This is a genomic window from Telluria sp. ZB4P34 (assembly GCF_059686055.1).
In genome coordinates, this window is the sequence record NZ_JCASIF010000004.1 from 155254 (window position 1) to 175237 (window position 19984).

At 67.3% G+C, this 19984-nt stretch carries 21 protein-coding genes; 11 read left to right on the forward strand and 10 right to left on the reverse strand.

The genetic code is table 11. The features are described 5' to 3' along the window. Positions 1–82: 82 nt before the first annotated feature. Together AC56KL_RS09705 and AC56KL_RS09710 are read right to left on the reverse strand one after the other, a co-directional pair. Positions 83–1072 carry a sensor domain-containing diguanylate cyclase gene (locus tag AC56KL_RS09705; RefSeq protein ID WP_497180143.1) on the reverse strand — a complete coding sequence of 330 codons (990 nt, stop codon included), beginning with the start codon at positions 1070–1072 and terminating at the stop codon, positions 83–85. A 132-nt stretch (positions 1073–1204) separates the two neighbouring features. Further along, positions 1205–2131 carry a sensor histidine kinase gene (locus tag AC56KL_RS09710; protein WP_497179945.1) on the reverse strand — a complete coding sequence of 309 codons (927 nt, stop codon included), beginning with the start codon at positions 2129–2131 and terminating at the stop codon, positions 1205–1207. A 226-nt stretch (positions 2132–2357) separates the two neighbouring features. Between AC56KL_RS09710 and queE the strand changes: the two genes are divergently transcribed. The 9 genes from queE to AC56KL_RS09755 all read left to right on the forward strand — a co-directional run bounded on the left by queE (position 2358) and on the right by AC56KL_RS09755 (position 10245). Then, positions 2358–2993, forward strand: a complete 636-nt coding sequence (gene queE, locus AC56KL_RS09715; protein WP_497179946.1) for a 7-carboxy-7-deazaguanine synthase — start codon at positions 2358–2360, stop codon at positions 2991–2993. A 53-nt stretch (positions 2994–3046) separates the two neighbouring features. Then, positions 3047–3493, forward strand: coding sequence for a 6-carboxytetrahydropterin synthase QueD (gene queD, locus AC56KL_RS09720; RefSeq protein ID WP_497179947.1), 447 nt, complete (start codon positions 3047–3049; stop codon positions 3491–3493). A 97-nt stretch (positions 3494–3590) separates the two neighbouring features. Next, positions 3591–4043: a tRNA adenosine(34) deaminase TadA gene (gene tadA / locus AC56KL_RS09725; RefSeq protein WP_497180144.1), complete on the forward strand. Its 453-nt coding sequence runs from the start codon at positions 3591–3593 to the stop codon at positions 4041–4043. Between the two features lie 144 nt (positions 4044–4187). Next, a complete protein-coding gene (locus AC56KL_RS09730) occupies positions 4188–5114 on the forward strand; it encodes an alpha/beta fold hydrolase (RefSeq protein ID WP_497179948.1) in 927 nt (308 codons plus the stop codon). 10 nt (positions 5115–5124) lie between these two features. Next, a complete protein-coding gene (gene ldcA, locus AC56KL_RS09735; protein ID WP_497179949.1) occupies positions 5125–6054 on the forward strand; it encodes a muramoyltetrapeptide carboxypeptidase in 930 nt (309 codons plus the stop codon). A gap of 109 nt (positions 6055–6163) precedes the next feature. Beyond that, on the forward strand, positions 6164–7765 hold the full coding sequence (locus tag AC56KL_RS09740) for an ABC-F family ATPase (protein WP_497179950.1): 1602 nt from the start codon (positions 6164–6166) through the stop codon (positions 7763–7765). A gap of 129 nt (positions 7766–7894) precedes the next feature. Next, on the forward strand, positions 7895–9043 hold the full coding sequence (gene nadA, locus AC56KL_RS09745) for a quinolinate synthase NadA (protein ID WP_497179951.1): 1149 nt from the start codon (positions 7895–7897) through the stop codon (positions 9041–9043). After that, positions 9040–9927, forward strand: coding sequence for a carboxylating nicotinate-nucleotide diphosphorylase (gene nadC, locus AC56KL_RS09750; protein ID WP_497179952.1), 888 nt, complete (start codon positions 9040–9042; stop codon positions 9925–9927). Before nadA ends, nadC begins: the two co-directional genes overlap by 4 nt. 90 nt (positions 9928–10017) lie before the next feature. Then, complete coding sequence (locus AC56KL_RS09755) at positions 10018–10245, forward strand: hypothetical protein (protein ID WP_497179953.1); 228 nt, start codon at positions 10018–10020, stop codon at positions 10243–10245. Between the two features lie 195 nt (positions 10246–10440). Here the strand turns inward: AC56KL_RS09755 and AC56KL_RS09760 are convergent, their stop codons facing one another. From AC56KL_RS09760 to nadB, 4 genes are all read right to left on the reverse strand, one after another. Continuing rightward, on the reverse strand, positions 10441–11487 hold the full coding sequence (locus AC56KL_RS09760) for an alpha/beta fold hydrolase (protein ID WP_497179954.1): 1047 nt from the start codon (positions 11485–11487) through the stop codon (positions 10441–10443). Between the two features lie 61 nt (positions 11488–11548). Beyond that, positions 11549–12394 (reverse strand): NAD-dependent protein deacetylase, encoded by an 846-nt coding sequence (locus tag AC56KL_RS09765; protein WP_497179955.1) that lies wholly within the window; start codon positions 12392–12394, stop codon positions 11549–11551. Between the two features lie 150 nt (positions 12395–12544). Further along, positions 12545–13444: a DMT family transporter gene (locus AC56KL_RS09770; protein ID WP_497179956.1), complete on the reverse strand. Its 900-nt coding sequence runs from the start codon at positions 13442–13444 to the stop codon at positions 12545–12547. Between the two features lie 48 nt (positions 13445–13492). Further along, positions 13493–15133, reverse strand: coding sequence for an L-aspartate oxidase (gene nadB, locus AC56KL_RS09775; RefSeq protein WP_497179957.1), 1641 nt, complete (start codon positions 15131–15133; stop codon positions 13493–13495). A gap of 155 nt (positions 15134–15288) precedes the next feature. Between nadB and AC56KL_RS09780 the strand changes: the two genes are divergently transcribed. Further along, positions 15289–15789 carry a pyridoxamine 5'-phosphate oxidase family protein gene (locus AC56KL_RS09780; RefSeq protein WP_497179958.1) on the forward strand — a complete coding sequence of 167 codons (501 nt, stop codon included), beginning with the start codon at positions 15289–15291 and terminating at the stop codon, positions 15787–15789. A 38-nt stretch (positions 15790–15827) separates the two neighbouring features. On the opposite strand, the gene AC56KL_RS09785 is transcribed toward AC56KL_RS09780, so the two are convergent. Together AC56KL_RS09785 and AC56KL_RS09790 are read right to left on the reverse strand one after the other, a co-directional pair. Then, positions 15828–16181, reverse strand: coding sequence for a hypothetical protein (locus AC56KL_RS09785; protein WP_497179959.1), 354 nt, complete (start codon positions 16179–16181; stop codon positions 15828–15830). Between the two features lie 63 nt (positions 16182–16244). Then, positions 16245–16688, reverse strand: coding sequence for a DUF411 domain-containing protein (locus AC56KL_RS09790; protein WP_497179960.1), 444 nt, complete (start codon positions 16686–16688; stop codon positions 16245–16247). 122 nt (positions 16689–16810) lie between these two features. Between AC56KL_RS09790 and AC56KL_RS09795 the strand changes: the two genes are divergently transcribed. Further along, positions 16811–17974, forward strand: coding sequence for a tyrosine-type recombinase/integrase (locus AC56KL_RS09795; protein ID WP_497179961.1), 1164 nt, complete (start codon positions 16811–16813; stop codon positions 17972–17974). Between the two features lie 41 nt (positions 17975–18015). On the opposite strand, the gene AC56KL_RS09800 is transcribed toward AC56KL_RS09795, so the two are convergent. Continuing rightward, positions 18016–18294 (reverse strand): hypothetical protein, encoded by a 279-nt coding sequence (locus AC56KL_RS09800; protein WP_497179962.1) that lies wholly within the window; start codon positions 18292–18294, stop codon positions 18016–18018. Between the two features lie 97 nt (positions 18295–18391). Then, on the reverse strand, positions 18392–19930 hold the full coding sequence (locus AC56KL_RS09805) for a hypothetical protein (RefSeq protein ID WP_497179963.1): 1539 nt from the start codon (positions 19928–19930) through the stop codon (positions 18392–18394). Positions 19931–19984: the final 54 nt, after the last annotated feature.

The window sequence follows — 19984 nt, forward strand, 5'->3', positions numbered from 1 at the left end:
AAGCAGTCGACATCGGCGCCCCATGGGCGCCGATGTCTTTACTGTTGCAGGCCTGCCCGGATCGATGTGGACATGCCGGCGCCTAGGCGGCTTCGCTCAGGGGCAGGCTGATGCGGTTGCGGCCCATGTGCTTGGCGCGGTACAGGGCGGCGTCCGCGGTCGCCACTAGCTCGCTGGCCGTATTGTCCGGACCGGCCATCGCCGTGGCGGCGCCAATCGAGACCGTCACATGGCGGGTTGGGGCGGTGGACGGCAACTGCAGCTGCTCGACGCGGCAGCGGATGCGTTCGGCCACGATCGCCGCGCCCTTGAGCGACTGGTTAGGCAGGATCACCGCGAATTCTTCGCCGCCGTAGCGCGCCACCAGGTCGTTGGCCCGCATCTCGCTGGCCACCGCCCGGGCAATGCGCTTCAGGCATTCGTCGCCGCCCAGGTGGCCGTTGGCGTCGTTATAGGCCTTGAAGTTGTCGACGTCGACCATCAACAGCGACAGCGGCTGCTGCTGGCGCAGCGCGCGCGCCCATTCAGCGTGCAGGGTGTCGTCAAAGCAGCGCCGGTTGGCCAGGCCGGTCAAGCCGTCGCGCGTGGCCAGCTGCTCGAGCGCCACCTGTGCGAGCTTTTCATCGGTCAGGTCGCGCAGGGTTTCCACCACAGCCGCCAGTTGGCCGTCGGCGCCGAAGATCGGGCTGGCGTCGGCGGCCAGGTAGCGCCGGCGTCCGACGCGCGGCATGTCGAACCAGCTTTCCAGGCACAGGCTCGCCGGCGCGGTGTCGCCGGCGCGGCGCGGCAGCAGGCGGCGCACGTCTTCGCTGCGGTTTTGCAGGACCAGGTCGGCCAGGGTCGGGCGGCGCTGTTCGTAGAAGCTGCGCCAGTGGTCGCCCGTGCCCAGCACTTCGTGGGCCGGCACGCCGGTCAGCTGTTCGCATGCGCGGTTCCAGATCATGACCCGCGCGTCGGTATCGAGGACGAATACGGGAATCGACAGGGACGCCACCAGTTGTCCGACGAACGCCCCGTCGTTCACGAGTGCGGTCGCGGCAGGCGCGCTGGCGCCGGTGGGGGCTGAACTCATCATGGTCGTCCTCTGCGGTTCCGGTCCGGCAGCCGATTGACTGCCAACAGGAAAGGATTTTGCTACCGCGCAGGCGCAACCTTATTGATTTAAAGCAATATCTATTGATGGATGAAGCAGCCGCCTCCGTGCTCAGGCCGGTGTCGCGACCCGGTAGCGGGGCAGGGTGGCGCAGACCACCGTCCCGCCGCGCCGTCCCGGCGCCAGGGTCAGCGTTCCGCCGAGGGCTTCGGTACGCTCGCGCATCCCGTCGATCCCGAAGATCCGCGTATCGCGGCCGTCGAGTTGGCTTGGGCCGACACCATCATCCTCGACCTTCAGCACGGCTTCACCGGCCGACTCGACCAGGGTAACGCATACCGTGGTGGCGTGGGCGTGACGCGCCACGTTCGACAGCGCCTCCTGCAGCACGCGGAACAGCACCGCTTCCGTTTCCGGGTCGCGCCGGCCATCGGCGGCGAGGCCCGCATCGAAGCGGTAGTCCAGCCCGTGCAGGCGGGAAACGTCGGCCAGGTGGCGTTCGGCGGCGTCGCGCAGGCTCACGCCCGGCGCCATCGGTCGCAGGCCGGCAACGATGCCCCGCACCGAGCGGATCGCGGCGTCCAGGCCGGCGATCGTGGCGCTCAGCCGGTCGTGCGCGGCAGGCGAGGCGCCGCGCGCCGCAGCCTGCTGCAAGGCCAGTTCCACCCGCATCGACAGCAGGCGCTGTCCCAGTTCGTCGTGCAGGTCGCGGGCGATCCGGGTGCGTTCGGCCACGCGCACGCTTTCCTGCTGGCGCACCAGCCGGCACAGCAGCTCATGGCTGGCGGACAGGGCGTCCTCGACACCGGCATGAGCGCTGCGCTCGGCCTGCAACTGCTGTTCCAGGGCGTGGTTGCGGTCGTGGCTGGCCCGGGCACGGCGCTGCAGCAGCAGCGCCAGGGCGATGGCGGCCATGGCGAGCATGGCAGCCGCGACGGTTTCTGGCGCCGCACTGCGCAGCGGCAGGGGAAGGGGAAGCGCCGCGCCGGCCGGCGTACTGGCGCCGAGCAGCCCGGCTGCTAAGCCGATTGCTGACACGTGCTCTAGGAATGAAGTGGGCTTGTTCATAGCATCCTTCTTACGGGCATTCGGAACATTCCGTACGAAGGTACATCGGAGTCCGACGATAAATATTGCTTATCCTCAACGCATGAAGCGGATGTCCGCGATGGGATGCGCCGCCGGGAGGGCAGGCGGCCGGCCGGGCCGGCGCTCCACAGTGGCTGCCGGCGCGTTATAATGGAAGGTTGACGAGAGGCTTACCGTGACTTACAGCATCAAAGAGATCTTCTACACCCTGCAGGGCGAAGGCGCCCATGCGGGGCGTCCGGCCGTGTTCTGCCGTTTCGCCGGCTGCAACCTGTGGACCGGCCGCGAGGTGGACCGCGCCACTGCCGTCTGCAGCTTCTGCGACACCGACTTCGTCGGCACCGATGGCGAGCGCGGCGGCAAGTTCCGCGACCCCGCTGCGCTGGCCGCAGAGATCGACGGCCTGTGGCCGGCGACCCATGCCGCCAGCAAGTACGTCGTGTTCACCGGCGGCGAGCCGCTGCTGCAGCTCGACCATCCGCTGATCGAGGCCATGCATGCGCGCGGCTTCACGATCGCGATCGAGACCAACGGTACCCTGCCGGTGCCGGAAGGCGTGGACTGGGTGTGCGTGAGCCCCAAGATGGGCTCCCAGCTGGTGGTAGCCAGGGGCAACGAGATCAAGGTGGTGATCCCGCAGGCGGGGCAAGACCTGTCCGCCTACGAGGGACTCGACTTCGAGAACTTCTACGTACAGCCGATGGACGGTCCGCTGGCAGCGCAGAACACGCGGCTGGCGATCGAGACCTGTCGTCGCAACCCCAGGTGGAAGCTCAGCCTCCAGACCCATAAACTGCTCCAGATTCCCTGAGCGATTCGCCAGGAATCCACGCCAGGAAACCATTCAGAACAGGCGCCGCCGCAATGCTGACCATTACCCGCAAGCTGGAGTTCGATGCAGGCCATCGGATTCCCGACCACAAGAGCCAGTGCCGCAACCTGCACGGCCACCGCTACACCCTCGAGATCACCCTGACCGGCGATGTCATCGACGTTGAAGGTAATTCCGACAACGGCATGATCATGGATTTCTCCGATGTCAAGACCTTGGCCAAGCAGCACTTGGTCGACGTGTGGGACCACGCCTTCCTGGTGTACGAAAAGGACGACAAGGTGCGCGAATTCCTGGCCTCGCTGCCGGGACACAAGACGGTGGTGATCGACTGCATCCCCACGGTCGAGAACCTGGCGCGCGTCGCCTTCAACATCCTCAGGACGGTGTTCACCGACCGCTACGGCACCGGACTGCGCCTGCACAAGCTGGTGCTGCACGAAACCCCGAACTGCTGGGCTGAAGTCACCGATGCCTGAGACATCGACGGAGGCGCCCGAGCTGGCTGCCGACCAGCCGGCGGCCGGCAAATCGGACGCCGACAAGTCGGACGCCGGCAAATCGGACGCAGACTACATGGGACTGGCCCTGGAGCAGGCCAGGCTGGCCTGGGCCGAGGGTGAAGTGCCTGTGGGCGCGGTGGTGGTCAAAGACGGTGAAGTCATCGCGACCGGCTACAACCAGCCGATCGGCCGCCACGATCCGACCGCGCACGCGGAGATCATGGCGCTGCGCGCGGCCGCCGAGAAGCTCGGCAACTACCGCCTGCCGGGCTGCGAGCTGTACGTCACGCTGGAGCCCTGCGTCATGTGTTCCGGCGCGATGATGCACGCGCGCCTCGCGCGTGTCGTGTACGCCGCGGTGGACCCGAAGACCGGCGCCTGCGGTTCGGTGCTGAACCTGTTCGAGCAGGAAAAGCTCAACCATCACACCGGAGTCAGCGGCGGGGTCATGGCGGAAGAGGCGAGCAGCCTGCTCAAGGCCTTTTTTGCCGAGCGACGGGCTGCCGCGCGCAAGCTCGCCGTTTAGCACCCCCTGAAGCGCCGTAAGACAAGTCGCACGCCTGAACGAGCGCCTTGCCCGTAGCGAAAGTGATATGCTGGCCGCGAGCCGCTGGGGCGGCAAGCCAAACGAGAAGAGCCGATGCCGGCCATGCGGCCACGACAAGCTGCCATGCCTACGCTGAACGCCAACGGAATCCGCATCGCCTTCGACACCGCAGGCGACCCCAAGGCCCCGCCGCTGCTGCTGGTGCACGGCCTCGGCATGCAACTCACCGGCTGGCCCGACGAGTTCGTCGAAGGCCTGGTCGAGCTGGGTTTCTACGTCATCCGCTTCGACAACCGCGATTGCGGACTGTCCACCAAGTTCGAGCAGGCCGGCGTGCCGAACCTCACCCTGGCCTGGATCAAGTCCAGGCTCGGGTGGCCGTTGCGCGCCGCCTACCGCCTCGACGACATGGCCGAAGACGCCATCGGCGTGCTGTCCGCCCTCGGCGTGGCGCGCGCCCACGTGGTCGGGGTGTCGATGGGCGGCATGATCGGCCAGATCCTGGCCGCCCGTTATCCGCAGCGTATCCTGAGCCTGACCTCGATCATGTCCAGCAGTTGCCGGCGCGGACTGCCCGGGCCCGACAAGAAGCTGCGCAAGCTCCTGTCCTGCCGCCCGCCCGGCCCGGCCGACATCGAGAGCATCATCGACCAGGGCGTGACCATGATGCGCGCGATCGGCAGTCCGGCCTATCCGACCCCGGACAAGCTGCTGCGCAAGCGCGTCGCCCGCTCGGTACGGCGCAGCTATTGCCCCAGCGGGGCCGCGCGCCAGATGATGGCCATTGCCGCTTCTGGGGACCGCTGTGCATTGCTGCGCACCATCACCGCGCCGTCGCTCGTGATCCACGGCGCCGCCGACCCGCTGGTCCCTCCCGCTTGTGGCCAAGACACGGCCAGCCGCATCCCCGGCGCGCGCCTCGAAATCATCGAAGGCATGGGCCACGACCTCCCGCCGCAGTTGGTCGAGCGGCTACTTGCCTTGATCGATGCCCACGCCAGGGGTAAGATGTTGCCAGACTCAACACCCCGCTTATTTGTCAAACAATAGTCGTCCAACAGTGATCACCCAACAAATCGGCATCGCCATCGTGGCTCCCGCCGGCCAGGCACTCGACCCGTGCGCGGTCGACCGCGGCATCGCCCGCCTCGAGCAGCACGGCTGCCTCGTCCATAATTACTACGACCACGCGGCCGTCCACGAGCGCTTCGGCGGCACCGACGCGGGCCGCCTGGCCCAGCTGCGCGCCGCCGTCGAGGACCCGGACGTGCAGCTCATCATGGCCATCCGCGGCGGCTACGGCAGCTCGCGTCTGCTGCCGCACATCGATTTCGAAGCGATCGCGGCCAGCGGCAAGCTGGTGGTCGGATTTTCCGACATCACCGCTCTCCACATGGGGCTGATGGCACGTACCGGCGCGCTCAGCTATGCAGGCCCGATGGCCGCGACCGACTTCGGCTTGGCCGAGCCGGTCCGGTTCACGCTGGACGACTTCTGGCAATGCCTGGCGGGACCGACCCATACCATTACCGAATCCGCAACCGGCAACCCGTGCATCCAGGAAGAGGGGTCGGTCTGGGGCGGCAACCTGGCGATGGTCGCCTCGCTGCTGGGCACGCCGTATTTCCCGCGCATCGACGGCGGCATCCTGTATCTGGAAGACATCGCCGAGCATCCCTACCGGGTCGAGCGCATGCTGCTGCAACTGCAGCAGGCCGGCGTGCTCGAACGCCAGCGCGCCGTCGTGCTGGGCGACTTCTCCGGCTACAAGCTGGCGCCGAACGACAACGGTTACGATTTCGACACCATGCTGGCGCACCTGCGCAGCACCCTGCCGGTTCCTGTGCTCAGCGGACTGAGCTTTGGCCATATCCCGCGCCGCGTGACGATTCCGTTCGGGTCGCAGGGCAGGCTGGTATCGCATGCCGACGGTTTCAGCCTGACGCTGTCCGATTACCCGACCCTGCGCCGCAGCAGCTGCCTCCCCTGAGCGGCAGCCCCGCCTGCGGCGGGGCAGATTCACCTTGACGCCTCCAGCGATGGTAAAATCGCGGGTTATCCGGCAACACCGTTGCTAACCCGCTTTTAAAGGTTTCATAGTGCTATCCACAGCCAATATCACGATGCAATTCGGCGCCAAGCCGCTGTTCGAGAACATCTCGGTCAAGTTTGGTGAAGGCAACCGTTACGGCCTGATCGGCGCGAACGGCTGCGGCAAGTCGACTTTCATGAAAATCCTCGGCGGCGACCTGGAGCCGTCGGCCGGCAACGTCAGCCTCGACCCGGGCGAGCGCCTCGGCAAGCTGCGCCAGGACCAGTTCGCCTATGAAGACGTGCGCGTGCTGGACGTCGTCATGATGGGCCACACCGAGCTGTGGAATGCCATCTCGCAGCGCGACGCCATCTACGCGAACCCGGAAGCGACCGACGAAGATTACATGAAAGCCGCGGAACTCGAAGGCAAGGTCGCTGAGTACGACGGCTACTCGGCCGAGGCGCGCGCTGGCGAGCTGCTGCTCGGCCTGGACATCGCGAGCGAGCTGCACCAGGGCCCGATGAGCGCCGTGGCGCCGGGCTGGAAGCTGCGCGTGCTGCTGGCCCAGGCCCTGTTCTCGAACCCGGACATCCTGCTGCTCGACGAGCCGACCAACAACCTGGACATCAACACGATCCGCTGGCTCGAAGACATCCTGAACCAGCGCAACTCGACGATGATCATCATCTCGCACGATCGCCACTTCCTGAACCAGGTCTGCACCCACGTGGCCGACATGGACTACGGTACGCTGAAGGTCTACCCGGGCAACTACGACGACTACATGCTGGCCTCGACCCAGGCGCGCAACCAGCAGCTGGCCAACAATGCCAAGGCCAAGGAGAAGGTCGCCGAACTGCAGGACTTCGTGCGCCGCTTCTCGGCCAACAAATCCAAGGCGCGCCAGGCGACCTCGCGCGCCAAGCAGATCGACAAGATCAAGATCGAGGAATTCAAGCCGTCCTCGCGCGCCTATCCCTTCGTGCGTTTCGAAGGCGAGAAGAAGCTGCACCGCCTGGCCGTGGAAACCGAGGGCCTGACCAAGGCTTATGACCGCACCCTGTTCAAGAACTTCTCGATCATGGTCGAGGCAGGCGAGCGCGTGGCCATCATCGGCGCCAACGGCGCCGGCAAGACCACGCTTCTGCGCTGTATCGGCGGCCAGGACATCACCGGCCTGTCCGGCGACCAGGGCCGCGTGAAGTGGGCCGAGAACGCCAACGTCGGCTACATGCCGCAGGACCCGACCGAGGAATTCGCCAAGGGCGAAACCCTGACCGACTGGATGGGCCAATGGACCCAGGAAGGCGACGACGACCAGGCCGTGCGTTCCATCCTGGGCCGCCTGCTGTTCGGCGGCGACGAAGTCAAGAAATCCGTGAAAGTGCTGTCCGGCGGCGAGAAGGGCCGCATGATGTACGGCAAGCTGATGCTCGGCCGTCACAACGTGATGCTGCTCGACGAGCCGACCAACCACATGGACATGGAATCGATCGAAGCGTTGAACATTGCGCTTGATAAATACGCCGGCACCCTGATCTTCGTGTCGCACGACCGCGAGTTTGTGTCCTCGCTGGCGACCCGCATCCTCGAGATCCGCGAGAACGACATCGTCGACTTCCAGGGTAATTACGAAGAGTACCTTACCAGCCAAGGCATCGCTTAAGACATTCGTAGGGTGGGCAGGTTCCCTGCCCACGCGGTCAGATCATGTAACCTGGCCCGCTCCGTGGTTCGCATGCGTGCGTTGACCGCGTGGGCGGGGGACCCGCCCACCCTACAGGAGACCACCTGAATGATCATCGCACCAATCAAGACCTACGAATACGACCGCCCGCAGGTGGGCGAGGCCTGCACCATCAACCCGGCCACCGCCGAGGCCTGGGCGCGCGTACCTGCCGTGCCGGGCGCCGGCGAGAAAGCCGAACTGAAGGAACGCATCAGGCGCCTGCTCAAGGAACGCAATGCGGTGCTGGTCGCCCATTACTACGTGGACGCCGAGCTGCAGGACCTGGCCGAGGAAACCGGCGGCTGCGTGTCGGATTCGCTGGAAATGGCGCGTTTCGGCCGCGATCACCCGGCCCAGACCCTGGTGGTGGCCGGCGTGCGCTTCATGGGCGAGTCGGCCAAGATCCTGAGCCCGGAAAAGACCATCCTGATGCCGGACCTGGACGCGACCTGCTCGCTCGACCTGGGCTGCCCGGCCGACGAATTCGCGGCCTTCTGCGACCAGCATCCGGACCGCACAGTGGTGGTGTACGCCAACACCAGCGCCGCCGTCAAGGCGCGCGCCGACTGGATGGTGACCTCGTCGATCGGCCTGGACATCGTCCGGCACCTGCACGAGCAGGGCAAGAAGATCCTGTGGGCGCCCGATCGCCACCTGGGTGCCTATATCCAGAAGCAGACCGGCGCGGACATGCTGCTGTGGCAGGGTTCCTGCCTGGTGCACGACGAATTCAAGGGCGTCGAGCTCGACCTGCTGAAGGCCGAGCATCCGGATGCGAGGGTGCTGGTGCACCCGGAGTCGCCTGCATCGGTCGTGGCCCAGGCCGACGTCGTCGGCTCGACCACCCAGCTGATCAACGCCGCCGTGAACCTGCCGGCGACCACCTTCATCGTCGCCACCGACAATGGCATCCTGCACAAGATGCGCGCCGCGGCCCCTGGCAAGCGCTTCATCGAAGCCCCGACCTCCGGCAACAGCGCCACCTGCAAGAGCTGCGCACACTGCCCGTGGATGGCGATGAACGGCCTGAAGAACCTGGCCGACGCGCTCGAGACGGGCACGGGCGAGGTGCACGTCGACCCGGAAATCGGCCGCCAGGCCAAGCGCGCGATCGACCGCATGCTCGATTTCGCCGCCGCCAGGAAGGTGCAAGCCCTGCCGAGCGGCGCGCTCGAGCAGAACGCGACGCTGTTCAACGGAGTAGGCCCGGCATGACGACCCTGCGCAACCCATTCATCATTGATGCCAAACTCGACGACCAGCTGCAATCGGCCTTCGAGGCCAACATCCTGGCGGCCCTGCTGGAAGACGTCGGCACCGGCGACCTGACCGGCATGCTGGTGCCGGCGGACACCTGCGTGCAGGCGCGCGTCATCGTGCGCGAGGCGGCGGTCTTGTGCGGCGCGCCCTGGTTCGAAGGCGTGATGCTCGCGGTCGACCAGGACATCGAGATCGACTGGCAGTATGCCGAGGGCGAGCTGATGGCTGCCGACTCGACCGTGTGCACCATCGTCGCGAACCCGCGCTCGCTGCTGACGGCCGAACGTGCGGCGCTGAACTTCATGCAGCTGCTGTCGGGCGTGGCAAGCGCCACCCGCAAGTATGTCGACCTCATTGCCGGCACCAAGGCAGCCATCCTCGATACCCGCAAGACGCTGCCGGGCCTGCGCCAGGCCCAGAAGTACGCGGTGCGCGTCGGCGGCGGCAAGAACCAGCGCATGGCGCTCTACGACGGCATCCTGATCAAGGAAAACCATATCGCGGCCGCGGGTGGCGTGACCAGGGCGCTGCGGGCGGCCGACGCCCTGAAATCCGGCGCACCGGTGCAGATCGAGGTGGAGACCATCGCCCAGCTGGTCGAGGCGCTGGCGGCCGGGGTCGAGTCGGTGTTGCTGGACAACTTCAACCTCGACATGATGCGTGAAGCGGTGCGCGTGAACGGCGGCCGCGCGCTGCTGGAAGCCTCGGGCGGCATCAACATGGACACGGTGCGCGCGATCGCGGAGACCGGCGTCGACCGCATCTCGATCGGCAGCCTGACCAAGGACCTGCGTGCGACCGATTATTCACTGCGCATTCTTGGGGAGGTGGCGCGATGATGGACTGGAGCCGACTGCGCCTCTCGACCCGCGCGCATCCTCTGGCTGGCCTTCGGGCTACTGCTGGGCCTGCCGACCCTGGTGAATGGCATGAGCACCGACAACACGGCCGACCAGTGCTTCGGCATCGGCATGGTGCTGGTGGGCGTGCGCGGTTTCCTGCGTCCGGTCATGTTCGGCAAGGCCGTACGCATGGAAATGGACCCGCGCACCTCGCAGGTGTCGATCGGCTCGCCGGCGCTGCACGCCGGCCTGTCACTGGTGATCTTCGCGGCGCTGATGGCGGGCATCGTCATCAAGTACGCGCTCAAGGGCTGAGGGTGGGGCGCCAGGCGTCTGGCGCCACCAAGGGCCGATCCGTCATGCGCGCCATAGGCGCCCATGACTTCCGGCCAATTTCTTCCAGCGTGCCAGTGAGTTCAAGCATCCCCGCCAAGCTGGAAAACGTGGGTTCCAGCCTTCGCCGGAACGACGCGTAAGCGATTCAGGACCAGCGCCTGCGTTGCCCGCCCTTCACACGCCGCTCTCGCTTGCCCTGGCGAGCGCCTCCGCCTCCGGCGTACGCGCATGGAGCGGCTCTCCCACCTGCGCCGCAATCGCGTCGATCGCCGCCATCACCTTTTCCGGATGCGCGTAATGCGACATGTGTCCGACGCCGGGCACCAGTTCCAGCTGGCTCATGCCGAGCCGCTCGCTCAGCCGCTCCGAATTGTGTCCGGCATCCGCGATCTTGTCCTCGGTCCCGGCGATGATCACCGACGGCAGCTTGAGCTCCGCGTAGCGCCTGGACAACGAGGCCGCCGAGGGAATCATCATCGCGGTCTCGGCCGCGGCGGCGCGCAGCTGGCTCGGCCGCAGGGCCATCCAGACCGGGAAGGCGTCGAAACGCTTGTCCACCGGCTTGGGCGAAAACACGCGCTTGGTCATGCCCGGCCACAGCGCCCGCGAGACCAGCGGCGACACCGTATAGCGCAGCAGATCGCCGACGATCGGAACGGCCGGCTGGGTCATGGTGACCGCATCCAGGCGCACGCTGGGATAGAAGTAGCCCGACAGCAGCACCAGCCCGCGTACCACATCCGGCTGCTGCAGGCCCATCGCCAGTGCGACCATCGTGCCCCAGGAGTGGCCGACGACGATGGCCGAATCCACGCCGATCTTCTCGAGCGCGCTGTGCAGCAGGGCTGCCTGCTTCTCAGGCCCCCAGATCGTGGTGCGCGGGCGCTCGCTGTAGCCGAAGCCCGGCCGGTCGAAGGCGATCACGCGGCAGTGCTCCGCCGCGCGCTGCAGCAGGCCGCTCGTTTCGAAATCCTTCGAATACACGCCGTTGCCGTGCAGGAGCACGAGTGTGGGGCCGGAACCCTGCTCCAGGTAGTGCAGGCGCACTCCGTCGACTTCGACGAACTTGCCACCCGGTGGATTGTCGCGTTCGGCCTGCGCCGTCTTGGCGCGGACGTAGAAGAAGGAGGCGGCCAGGCCAATGCCGGCCAGGATGGCGCCGGTCGAAAGGCCGGTCGGCGCGCTCGTGTCTGTTGCGGTAGTGCGGTAGCGCTTGGTCACAGAATTCCCCTATGGTTGAGTAACGGTTGTGACTCCTCCAGCTCCCCCGGGCGCATGAGCCCTACGCGTGGAGCAGGTCGGCGACGCGCGGCAACAGCCGCTCGGCCGACTCTTCTATTTTCAGCGACAGCAGGTGGTCCGCCCGGGTGAGCCCGAGGTTGACCGCGGCGATCGGCTTGCCCGCTTCCTGCGCCATGCGACAGAAGCGGAAGCCCGAATACACCATCAGCGACGAGCCCACCACCAGCAGCGCATCGGCCGCCGCCATCTGCGCCAGGGCGCCGGCGCTACGCGCCGCCGGGATGCCATCGCCAAAGAATACGACATCCGGCGCAAGCGCGCCGCCACAGTGGATACAGAAGGGCAGGTAGAAGTCCTCGAGGGCGTCCGGCTCGATCGCGGCGTCGCCGTCCGGCAACGGCGCGGCCAGCACATTTGCCAACCCGGGATTCGCCTCATTCAGCAGGGTCTGCACAAACGCGCGCGGAAACTGCGCCTTGCAATGCATGCACACCACGCTGTGCACGTTGCCGTGCAGTTCAAGCACGGCATGGCTGCCGGCCTGCTGGTGCAGGCCGTCGACGTTCTGCGTCAGGAGGTAGCCGAAGCGTCCATGCTTTTCCAGGCGCGCCAGCGCATCGTGGCCGCCATTCGGCCTGGCCCCGGCCATGACCGGCCAGCCCACCATGCTGCGCGCCCAGTAGCGCCGCTGGATATCGCTTGATCGCCGGAACTCCGGACCCTGGATCGGCTGGCGGCCGCGCCGGGTGCCGTCGCGGTCGCGGTAGTCGGGAATGCCCGAGGCGGTAGACAGGCCTGCGCCGGTCAGCACCAGCGCGCGCGGATGCCGTTCCAGGAAATCCGCCAGCGCCCCGGCCTGGTCTTGGACGGTAAGAACTGCTGCCATCTTGCGTGATCCTCCATTGGCTGGGATCCTAGCATCCGCCCCACGCGGACGGAAACACGATTCCCTGGCTAAAGATGCCCATCGATTGCACAGTAGATGGTCACGCCCAGCAGTTTCGCAATGCCGCGCCCGAAAACGGCCGTGAATGCTTCAGCGCGCGGACACGGCGATGCCGCCGACGATCAAGCCGAAGGCCAGTGCATGGTAGAGCTGTGGCGCCTCGCCGAGGAATGCCGAGGAGAGCAGCGCCGTGAACAGCGGCGTCAGGTTGATGAAGAAGGCGCCGACGCTCGGGCCGGCGCGCTGCAGGCCCGCGCCCCAGCAGCGCATCGCCAGGATGGCCGGGCCGATCGCCACGTACAGCAGGGCCGCTCCCAAGGTCCAGCTCCAGTCGATGGACACGTCCTGCAAGGCCCATTCGCCCCCGGACAGCAGGGCCGACCACAGCACGCCGTAGCCGACCTGGGCCAGCAGGAAAGCCGCCCAGTCGGCGCGCAGGCCGGGCGCGTCCTTCCGCTGCATCAGCATCCAGCTGTAGAAGGACCAGGCGATGGTCGCCAGGATCATGTAAAGATCGCCGGCCACCAGGCGCAGGCCCAGCAGCTGGTGGATGTCGCCGCGGCACAGCACCACCAGCACGCCGGCGATCGACAGCACCGCTCCCACGACCTGCTTGCGCTTGACCGGCACGCCGTAGAACAGGCGGCCGACCAACAGCATCCAGACCGGCACGCCGGACGCCACCAGGGTCACGTTAATCGGAGTGGAGCTCTGCAGCGCAAGGTATTGGAGCGAGTTGTACAGGCCCACGCCCAGCAGTCCCAGCATGGCATAGCGGCGCCAGTTGGCGAGCATGCCGCTGCCGCGCTTGAAGGCCGCCCTGCCGAGCGGCACCAGCACCGCCAGCGCGATGCTCCAGCGGATCAGGTTGAGGGTCATCGGCGGCACCGCGTCGCGCACCAGCCGCCCGACGATGGCGTTCCCGGCCCACAGCACGGGCGGAACGCTCAGGAGGAAGACGGTGGACGGCGTGAGGGCAGGGCGGTTCATGGCGGGACTCCCGGCCCGCGTGTACGGGCCGGCGAAGCAGGGTGGGCGCTAGGGGCGCGGCGGCGTCAGCACGCTCGGCAGCGCCTTGGGCAGCGTATCCGGGAAATCCCGGGAATAATGCAGCCCGCGGCTTTCGTGGCGCGAGAGTGCGCTATTGACGATCAGGGACGCCACATCGACCAGGTTGCGCAGTTCGAGCAGGTCGTGCGTGATGCGGAAGTTGCGGTAGTACTCGTCGATCTCCTCCTTCAGCAGCGCGATGCGGTGCTGGGCCCGCTCGAGGCGCTTGGTGGTGCGCACGATGCCGACGTAGTTCCACATGAAGCGGCGCAGCTCGTCCCAGTTGTGGGCGATCACCACTTCTTCGTCGGCATTGGTCACGCGCGACTCGTCCCAGGGCGGCAGGGACGGGTTCTCGACCGCGGGCGCGGCGGCGATCTGGTGCGCGCAGGCGCGCCCGATCACGACGCATTCCAGCAGCGAATTGCTGGCCAGGCGGTTGGCGCCGTGCAGGCCGGTGCAGGCCGTCTCGCCGACCGCATACAATCCCGGGATGTCGGTGCGGCCGGCCAGGTCGGTGACGATGCCGCCGCAGGTGAAGTGCACCGCCGGCACGACAGGAATGGGTTCTTTGGTGATGTCGATGCCTAATTCCAGACAGCGCGCGTAGATGGTCGGGAAGTGCTCCTTCAGGAAGTCCGGATCCTGGTGGCTGATGTCTAAGTGGACATAGTCCAGGCCGCGCTTCTTCATCTCGAAGTCGATCGCGCGCGCCACCACGTCGCGCGGGGCCAGTTCGCCGCGCTCGTCGTGGGCCGGCATGAAGCGGGTCCCGGCGGCGGCGCCGGCTTCAGGCGGCAGCTTGAGCTGCCCGCCTTCGCCGCGGATCGCTTCGGTGATCAGGAAGGATTTCGCGTACGGGTGGTACAGGCAGGTCGGGTGAAACTGGATGAATTCCATGTTCGACACGCGGCAGCCGGCGCGCCAGGCCATCGCGATGCCGTCGCCGGTGGCGGTGTCGGGATTCGTGGTGTACAGGTAGACCTTGCCGGCGCCGCCGGTGGCCAGTACCGTGTGCTCGGCTTCGAAGGTGAGCACCTGGCCGCTCTGTTCGTCCTGCACGTACAGGCCGTAGCAGCGCGGCTGCCCCACCAGGTGGGGAACGCCGCCGTGGAGCGGCCCGTTCGCGCCCTTGGCGGTGAGCTTGTCGGAGGTGATGACGTCGATCGCGCAGTGGTGCTCGAACAGGCTGATGTTCGGGTGCGCGCGCACCTTCTGTTCCAGCGTCACCTGCACCGCGTGGCCGGTGGCGTCGGCCGCGTGGATGATGCGGCGCTGGCTGTGGCCGCCCTCGCGGGTCAGGTGGAAGCCCAGCTCGGCCGAGGCGTCGCGGGTGAAGGGCACGCCCTGCTCGATCAGCCATTCGATCGCGGCGCGCCCGTTCTCGACGATGTAGCGGGTTGCCGCTTCCTCGCACAGGCCGGCGCCGGCCACCAGGGTATCGGCGATGTGCTGGTCGTGGCTGTCGCTCGAATCGAGCACCGCGGCGATGCCGCCCTGGGCCCAGTTGCTGGCGCCGTCCAGCAGCGCGCGCTTGGAAACGATCGCGACCTTGCGCGTCTGCGCCAGGTGCAGGGCCACCGACAGGCCGGCCAGGCCGCTGCCGACAATAGCGACATCAAATTTCATGGCAAAGTCACTTGTGCAAAGGCATCACTATAGACGATTTGGCCAGTGAGCGTGAGCTCGAGGCGGCAGGTCAGGGACGGGGCACTGTTCGGCGTCGCACCGAAGGGATGGCGGCATGGCGCTAGGATGGGCATTCCACTACCGTGAGGAAAGCCATGTCTACAGAACACGCCCGGGCCCATGCGGCCGCCCTGTCCGATCGCATCGGCGCGATGCGCTTCGCCATGTTCACCACCCGCGACGCCAACGGCCACCTGGTCAGCCAGCCGATGACCAGGCAGCAGGTCGACGACGAAGGCGGGCTGTGGTTCTACACCCGCAGCACCACCGAACTGTGGGAGAACATCGCCCACCAGCCGGAGGTCAACCTGAGTTTCGCCGATCCGGACAACAGCAACTGGGTTTCGGTCAGCGGTGTCGCCAGCCGCGTGGTCGAGCGCGCCAGGGTGAAGGCCCTGTGGAACCCGATGGTGCAGGCCTGGTTCCCGAGCGGCCCCGAGGACGAACACGTCGTGCTGGTACAGGTCATGCCCCACGCGGCCGAGTACTGGGACGCGAACGACAGCAAGATGGTGCGCCTGTTCGCGATGGCCAAGGCGGCCGTTACCGGCACCACGCCCGACATGGACGCCGACCACGGCACGATACGGATGTAGGCGCTGCTGCGGCGCTCCGTGGGCTGGCGCCGCCTGTCCTAGCGCGGCGGCAGGTCGCCCTCGTCCTGGTTGCCGCCGGTCTCCGGCGTGCCGAGGCCGGTTCCGGTGGGGCTGGCCTGGTCGGGACGGGTATCCTGCGGCCCGCGTGCGATGTTGGTCATCGCACTGCCTCCGGCCTGCAGCTGCCCGCCGCCTTCGGCCAAGGTGCCGGCCGGCGCATTGGCCGTTTCGCCGGACTGGTTGCGGGTGAGGCCGTCGCCACCGCTGCCGCCCGTCTCCTGCTGGGTTTCACGGGCGGGCGTGGCGCCCTCCTGGTTGCTGGTCGCGCCGCCGACGCCCAATGTCGTCGACGGGTCGTCCTGCGGATGCTGGCTGTCCTGTGCTGCGTTCATGCTGTTCTCCCTCGATGCGGAAAACCCATTATGCAGCGATCCAGCGGGAGGGCGCGCGCGGGCTTACTCGTATCGCTTGTAGACGCTGGTCTTGCCGCCGTCCTTTACCAGCAGGACCTCGTACGGGTCCTTGCGCGGGCCTTCCATGCCGGGCGAGCCCATCGGCATGCCGGGCACGGCCAGGCCACGCGCCTTCGGTTTCTCAAGCAGCAGGCGCTTGATCTCGCTCGCCGGAACGTGGCCCTCGACCGCGTAGCCGCCGACCCGGCCGGTGTGGCAGGACCCGTATTGCTCAGGGATGCCGAATTTCGCGCGGTAGTCGGCCGTGCTGGCGACGTCCTGCGCCTTCACCTTGAAAACATTGGCTTCGAGGTGCTTGATCCACTCCTTGCAGCAGCCGCAGTATTCGGACTTGTAGACTTCGATGACGGGCTGCGCGGCCTGCGCCGCAATCGGCAGGGAGAGTGCGGTAGCGATGGCCGCATGGCTGAGGAAACGCAGGTGCATGATGGCTCCAGAAACGGTTCGAACGAACCCGCATTATGCACCAGGCACGCGCCTGGACGCCCGCCGCGGCGCGGCCATACTGTATATAATCACAGTATCGTCACGCAGCCTCGCCTCACCCGATGCCCAGCTTTTATCCGATCGACCTCGATCCGCTCCCTGGAGACTCGCCCCAGCGGCTCGCTGCCGGCGCCCGCGGCGCCGCCTTCCGTGGGATGGCCGACGAGCCGGTCACCGACGCCCGCAGCGACGCCGAGCTGGCGCGCGAATACATCGGCCAAGGCGAACTGAGTCCGAAATCGGTCGCCAACACCCAGAAGGAGCTGTATCGTTTCCTCACCTGGTGCCGCGAAGAGGCGCGCAAGACCTTCGCGCAGTTGTCGGTGGCCGACCTGAACGCCTACAAGGAGTTCATCCGCAATCCGCCGCCGGAATGGGTCAGCGCCACCAAGTGGCCGCGCACCGATCCGCGCTACCGGCCGTTTTCCGGTCCCCTGTCCGACGCCAGCCGGCGCCAGGCGATGATCGCGGTGAAGGGTCTGCTCGGCTACGCCGAACAGACCGGCTACCTGCGGCGCAATCCGGCGCGGCTGGTGCGCAACGTGCGCGCCCCGTCAGGCAGCCGCATCACCCGCTACCTGACCCCGCAGGCGATCGCGCACGCCCTCGATGCGGTGGCGTCGCGCGTGGCCGACACTCCGGCCACGCTCCGCCAGCGCGAACGCGACCGTTTCCTGCTGATCGCGTTTGCCCAGACCGGCGCGCGCCTCAACGAGATCGTCGGCGCCGACATGGGGGCCATCTACACGGAAGGCGACGGGCGCTGGTGGCTGGACGTGATGGGCAAGGGCGCCAGGCCGCGCCGCCTGCCGGTGCCGCCCGCGATGCTGGCCGCCTGGCGCGACTATCGCCAGGCCTTCGGCCTGCTGCCCCAGGCCAGCCGCGCCGACCGTACGCCGCTGGTGCTGTCGAGCCGCAGGGAAGAAGCGGTGCGCATCACCGACGAAGCGGCCTCGGAAGCGCTGAAGGCGGTGTTCGTGGCGGCGGCCGAGCGCGCCGCCGGCCAGGGCGACGCAGACAGCGCCGCAGCGCTGCGCCAGGCGTCGACGCACTGGCTGCGCCATAGCATGCTGACCAACCACGCCAACAGCGGCGTCCAGCTCAAGACCCTGCAGGACACCGCCGGGCATGCGAACATCGCCACCACGGCAGCCTACCTGCACAAGCGCGACCACGAACGCCACGACGAGATCCTGGGTTCGAGCGGTAGCGGGCTCATCCCTTAGAAGCCGTCAGCGCGAGCCTCCCATGGGGTGTCGCCGATCGCTCAGATCGGCAGATCGGAGGTCCCGCCCGCGGAGCTGCCGAAATCCTGCAGGTCGTCGAGCGAGAGGCGGCGCTCGTTCAGCGCCGCGACGATCGACGCCAGCTGCTCCGGATCCGGGTGCAGGTAGACGATCCGCTGCTCCAGCTCATTGTCCCAGTACCTGGTGTACGGTACGTCGGTCTCCGCCATGACCCTGGCGTCGAAGCTCCCGTCCATCATCTCCCCGACCAGCGTGACCCGGGCCGTGTCCGGTGTCGTGTTCTTCACGATGATACCCATGCTCTTCCTTTCGAGTGATCAGTTCGCACAGACGCATTCTTACCCACCTGCCCGGGACCATGCAAACGGCGCGGCGCCAGCCGTGCGCGGGGTCGGCTCAGCGCGCGGAGCCCACAGCGGGCACTCCCCGGGCACAGCTGGGCGGACCGTCGAGGTAACGCCAGCCGGCCGCATCGCGCCCGCCTGGATCAGGCGAGGCCACGCGGCCGCCCGCGCCGCACAGGACTGCGTGCGCCGCCGGGTTGCCGGCGTCGAACAGGATTTTGACCGGATTCGCTTGTGAAGGATAGAAGACCACGGCGTGATCACGCGCGGCCCCGTCGGCCCCTGCCGCACGCTCCAGGAAGATTTCGGGCTCAGGCGCATACAGCGCGGGAAAGCGCTCGAGCATGAAGCGCGCGGCCGGACTGAATTCGACATGCCGGTAGCTGCGCGCATACTTGATGGACCCGGCCTGTACGAGCAACATCGCGCCCAGCAGCAAAAGGGGCCAGCGGCGGGCATGATGCAGGTAGAGCAGCGCCAGGTAGAGCAGCGGCATGGCGCCCCAGAACGCATAGCGCATCATGCCTGCAGCGCCGGAATTCCAGTTCGCCGTCGCCAGCGAGGGAATCGCCATGATGACCGAGAACAGGATGGCTGCGAGCGTGTGCGGCAGCCAGCGCAGCCGGTCCTTTCCCGCGAAACTTGCCAGCACCAGCAGCATCGCGACCGGCAGGCCGACGATCGCGCCCTGGTTCAGGTCGAAAAAGAAGGACGCCAGGCGGCCCGCGGACATCAGTCCCGGGTCGGTCGCCAGGGCCGCGATCACGCTCGGTACGCCGAACTTCGCCAGGCTGAACAGCACCGGCAGCGCGGCCAGCCCGGCCTGCAGGATCGACGCAAGCACTGTACGCGGCGTGGCGACCCTGCGCAGGGCGGCGCCGGCGCCCACCGCTTCATGGGCGTAGACGTAGCAGACCCGGATCAGCGGTGCGAACACCGAAAAGAACACCAGCGGCGGATTCTGCATGGCGCCCAGGCCGGCCAGCAGCGCCGCCGCGAACGGACGGTCGAGCAGCACCAGCAGCAGCCCGGAGAGCAGGGCGCAGGCGCTGAAGAATTCCGGGCTGCACCAGTTCGAGTACAGCACCCCGCCGGACAGCAGGAAGAACACCGTGCCGAACATGGCGCGCGGCGCAGAACCGGTGAAGCGGAACATGGCGAGCGCGAGGATAGCCAGCGCCGCCAGGTTGACCACTTGGTAAGCCTTGAAGGGCTGGCCGCCGGCGACGTCGATCAGCTTGAAGGGCAAGGCGGCCAGCGCCGGGTACGCGAAGAAGTGGATCGCGTAATAGCGGCCGTCGCGGCCGCGCACGAAGCCGGGGGAGGGGTGTGTTGCGCCTTGGCGCATGCCGGCGCGCAGCTGTTCGTGCACGGCCACGAAGCCGGCCTCCGGCGACAGGCGGTGGGCGAGGTCGACGTCGGCCAGGCGGATGTCGGGGCTGCCGTGCGAGGCGAGCGCGATCGTCGTCAAGGCGTATTCCGGGAAGTCGCCGCTCTTCGATGGACGGGTCAGCAGCAGGGCGGCCAGCGACAGCAGTGCAATGAAGAGGGCGAGGAGGCCGGCGGGACGGGCAGGGAGGAAACGCTGCATGACATGTGCGAGGCAACGCATGCGCGGCGGGTGTAACCTTGGCGGCTCATGCGT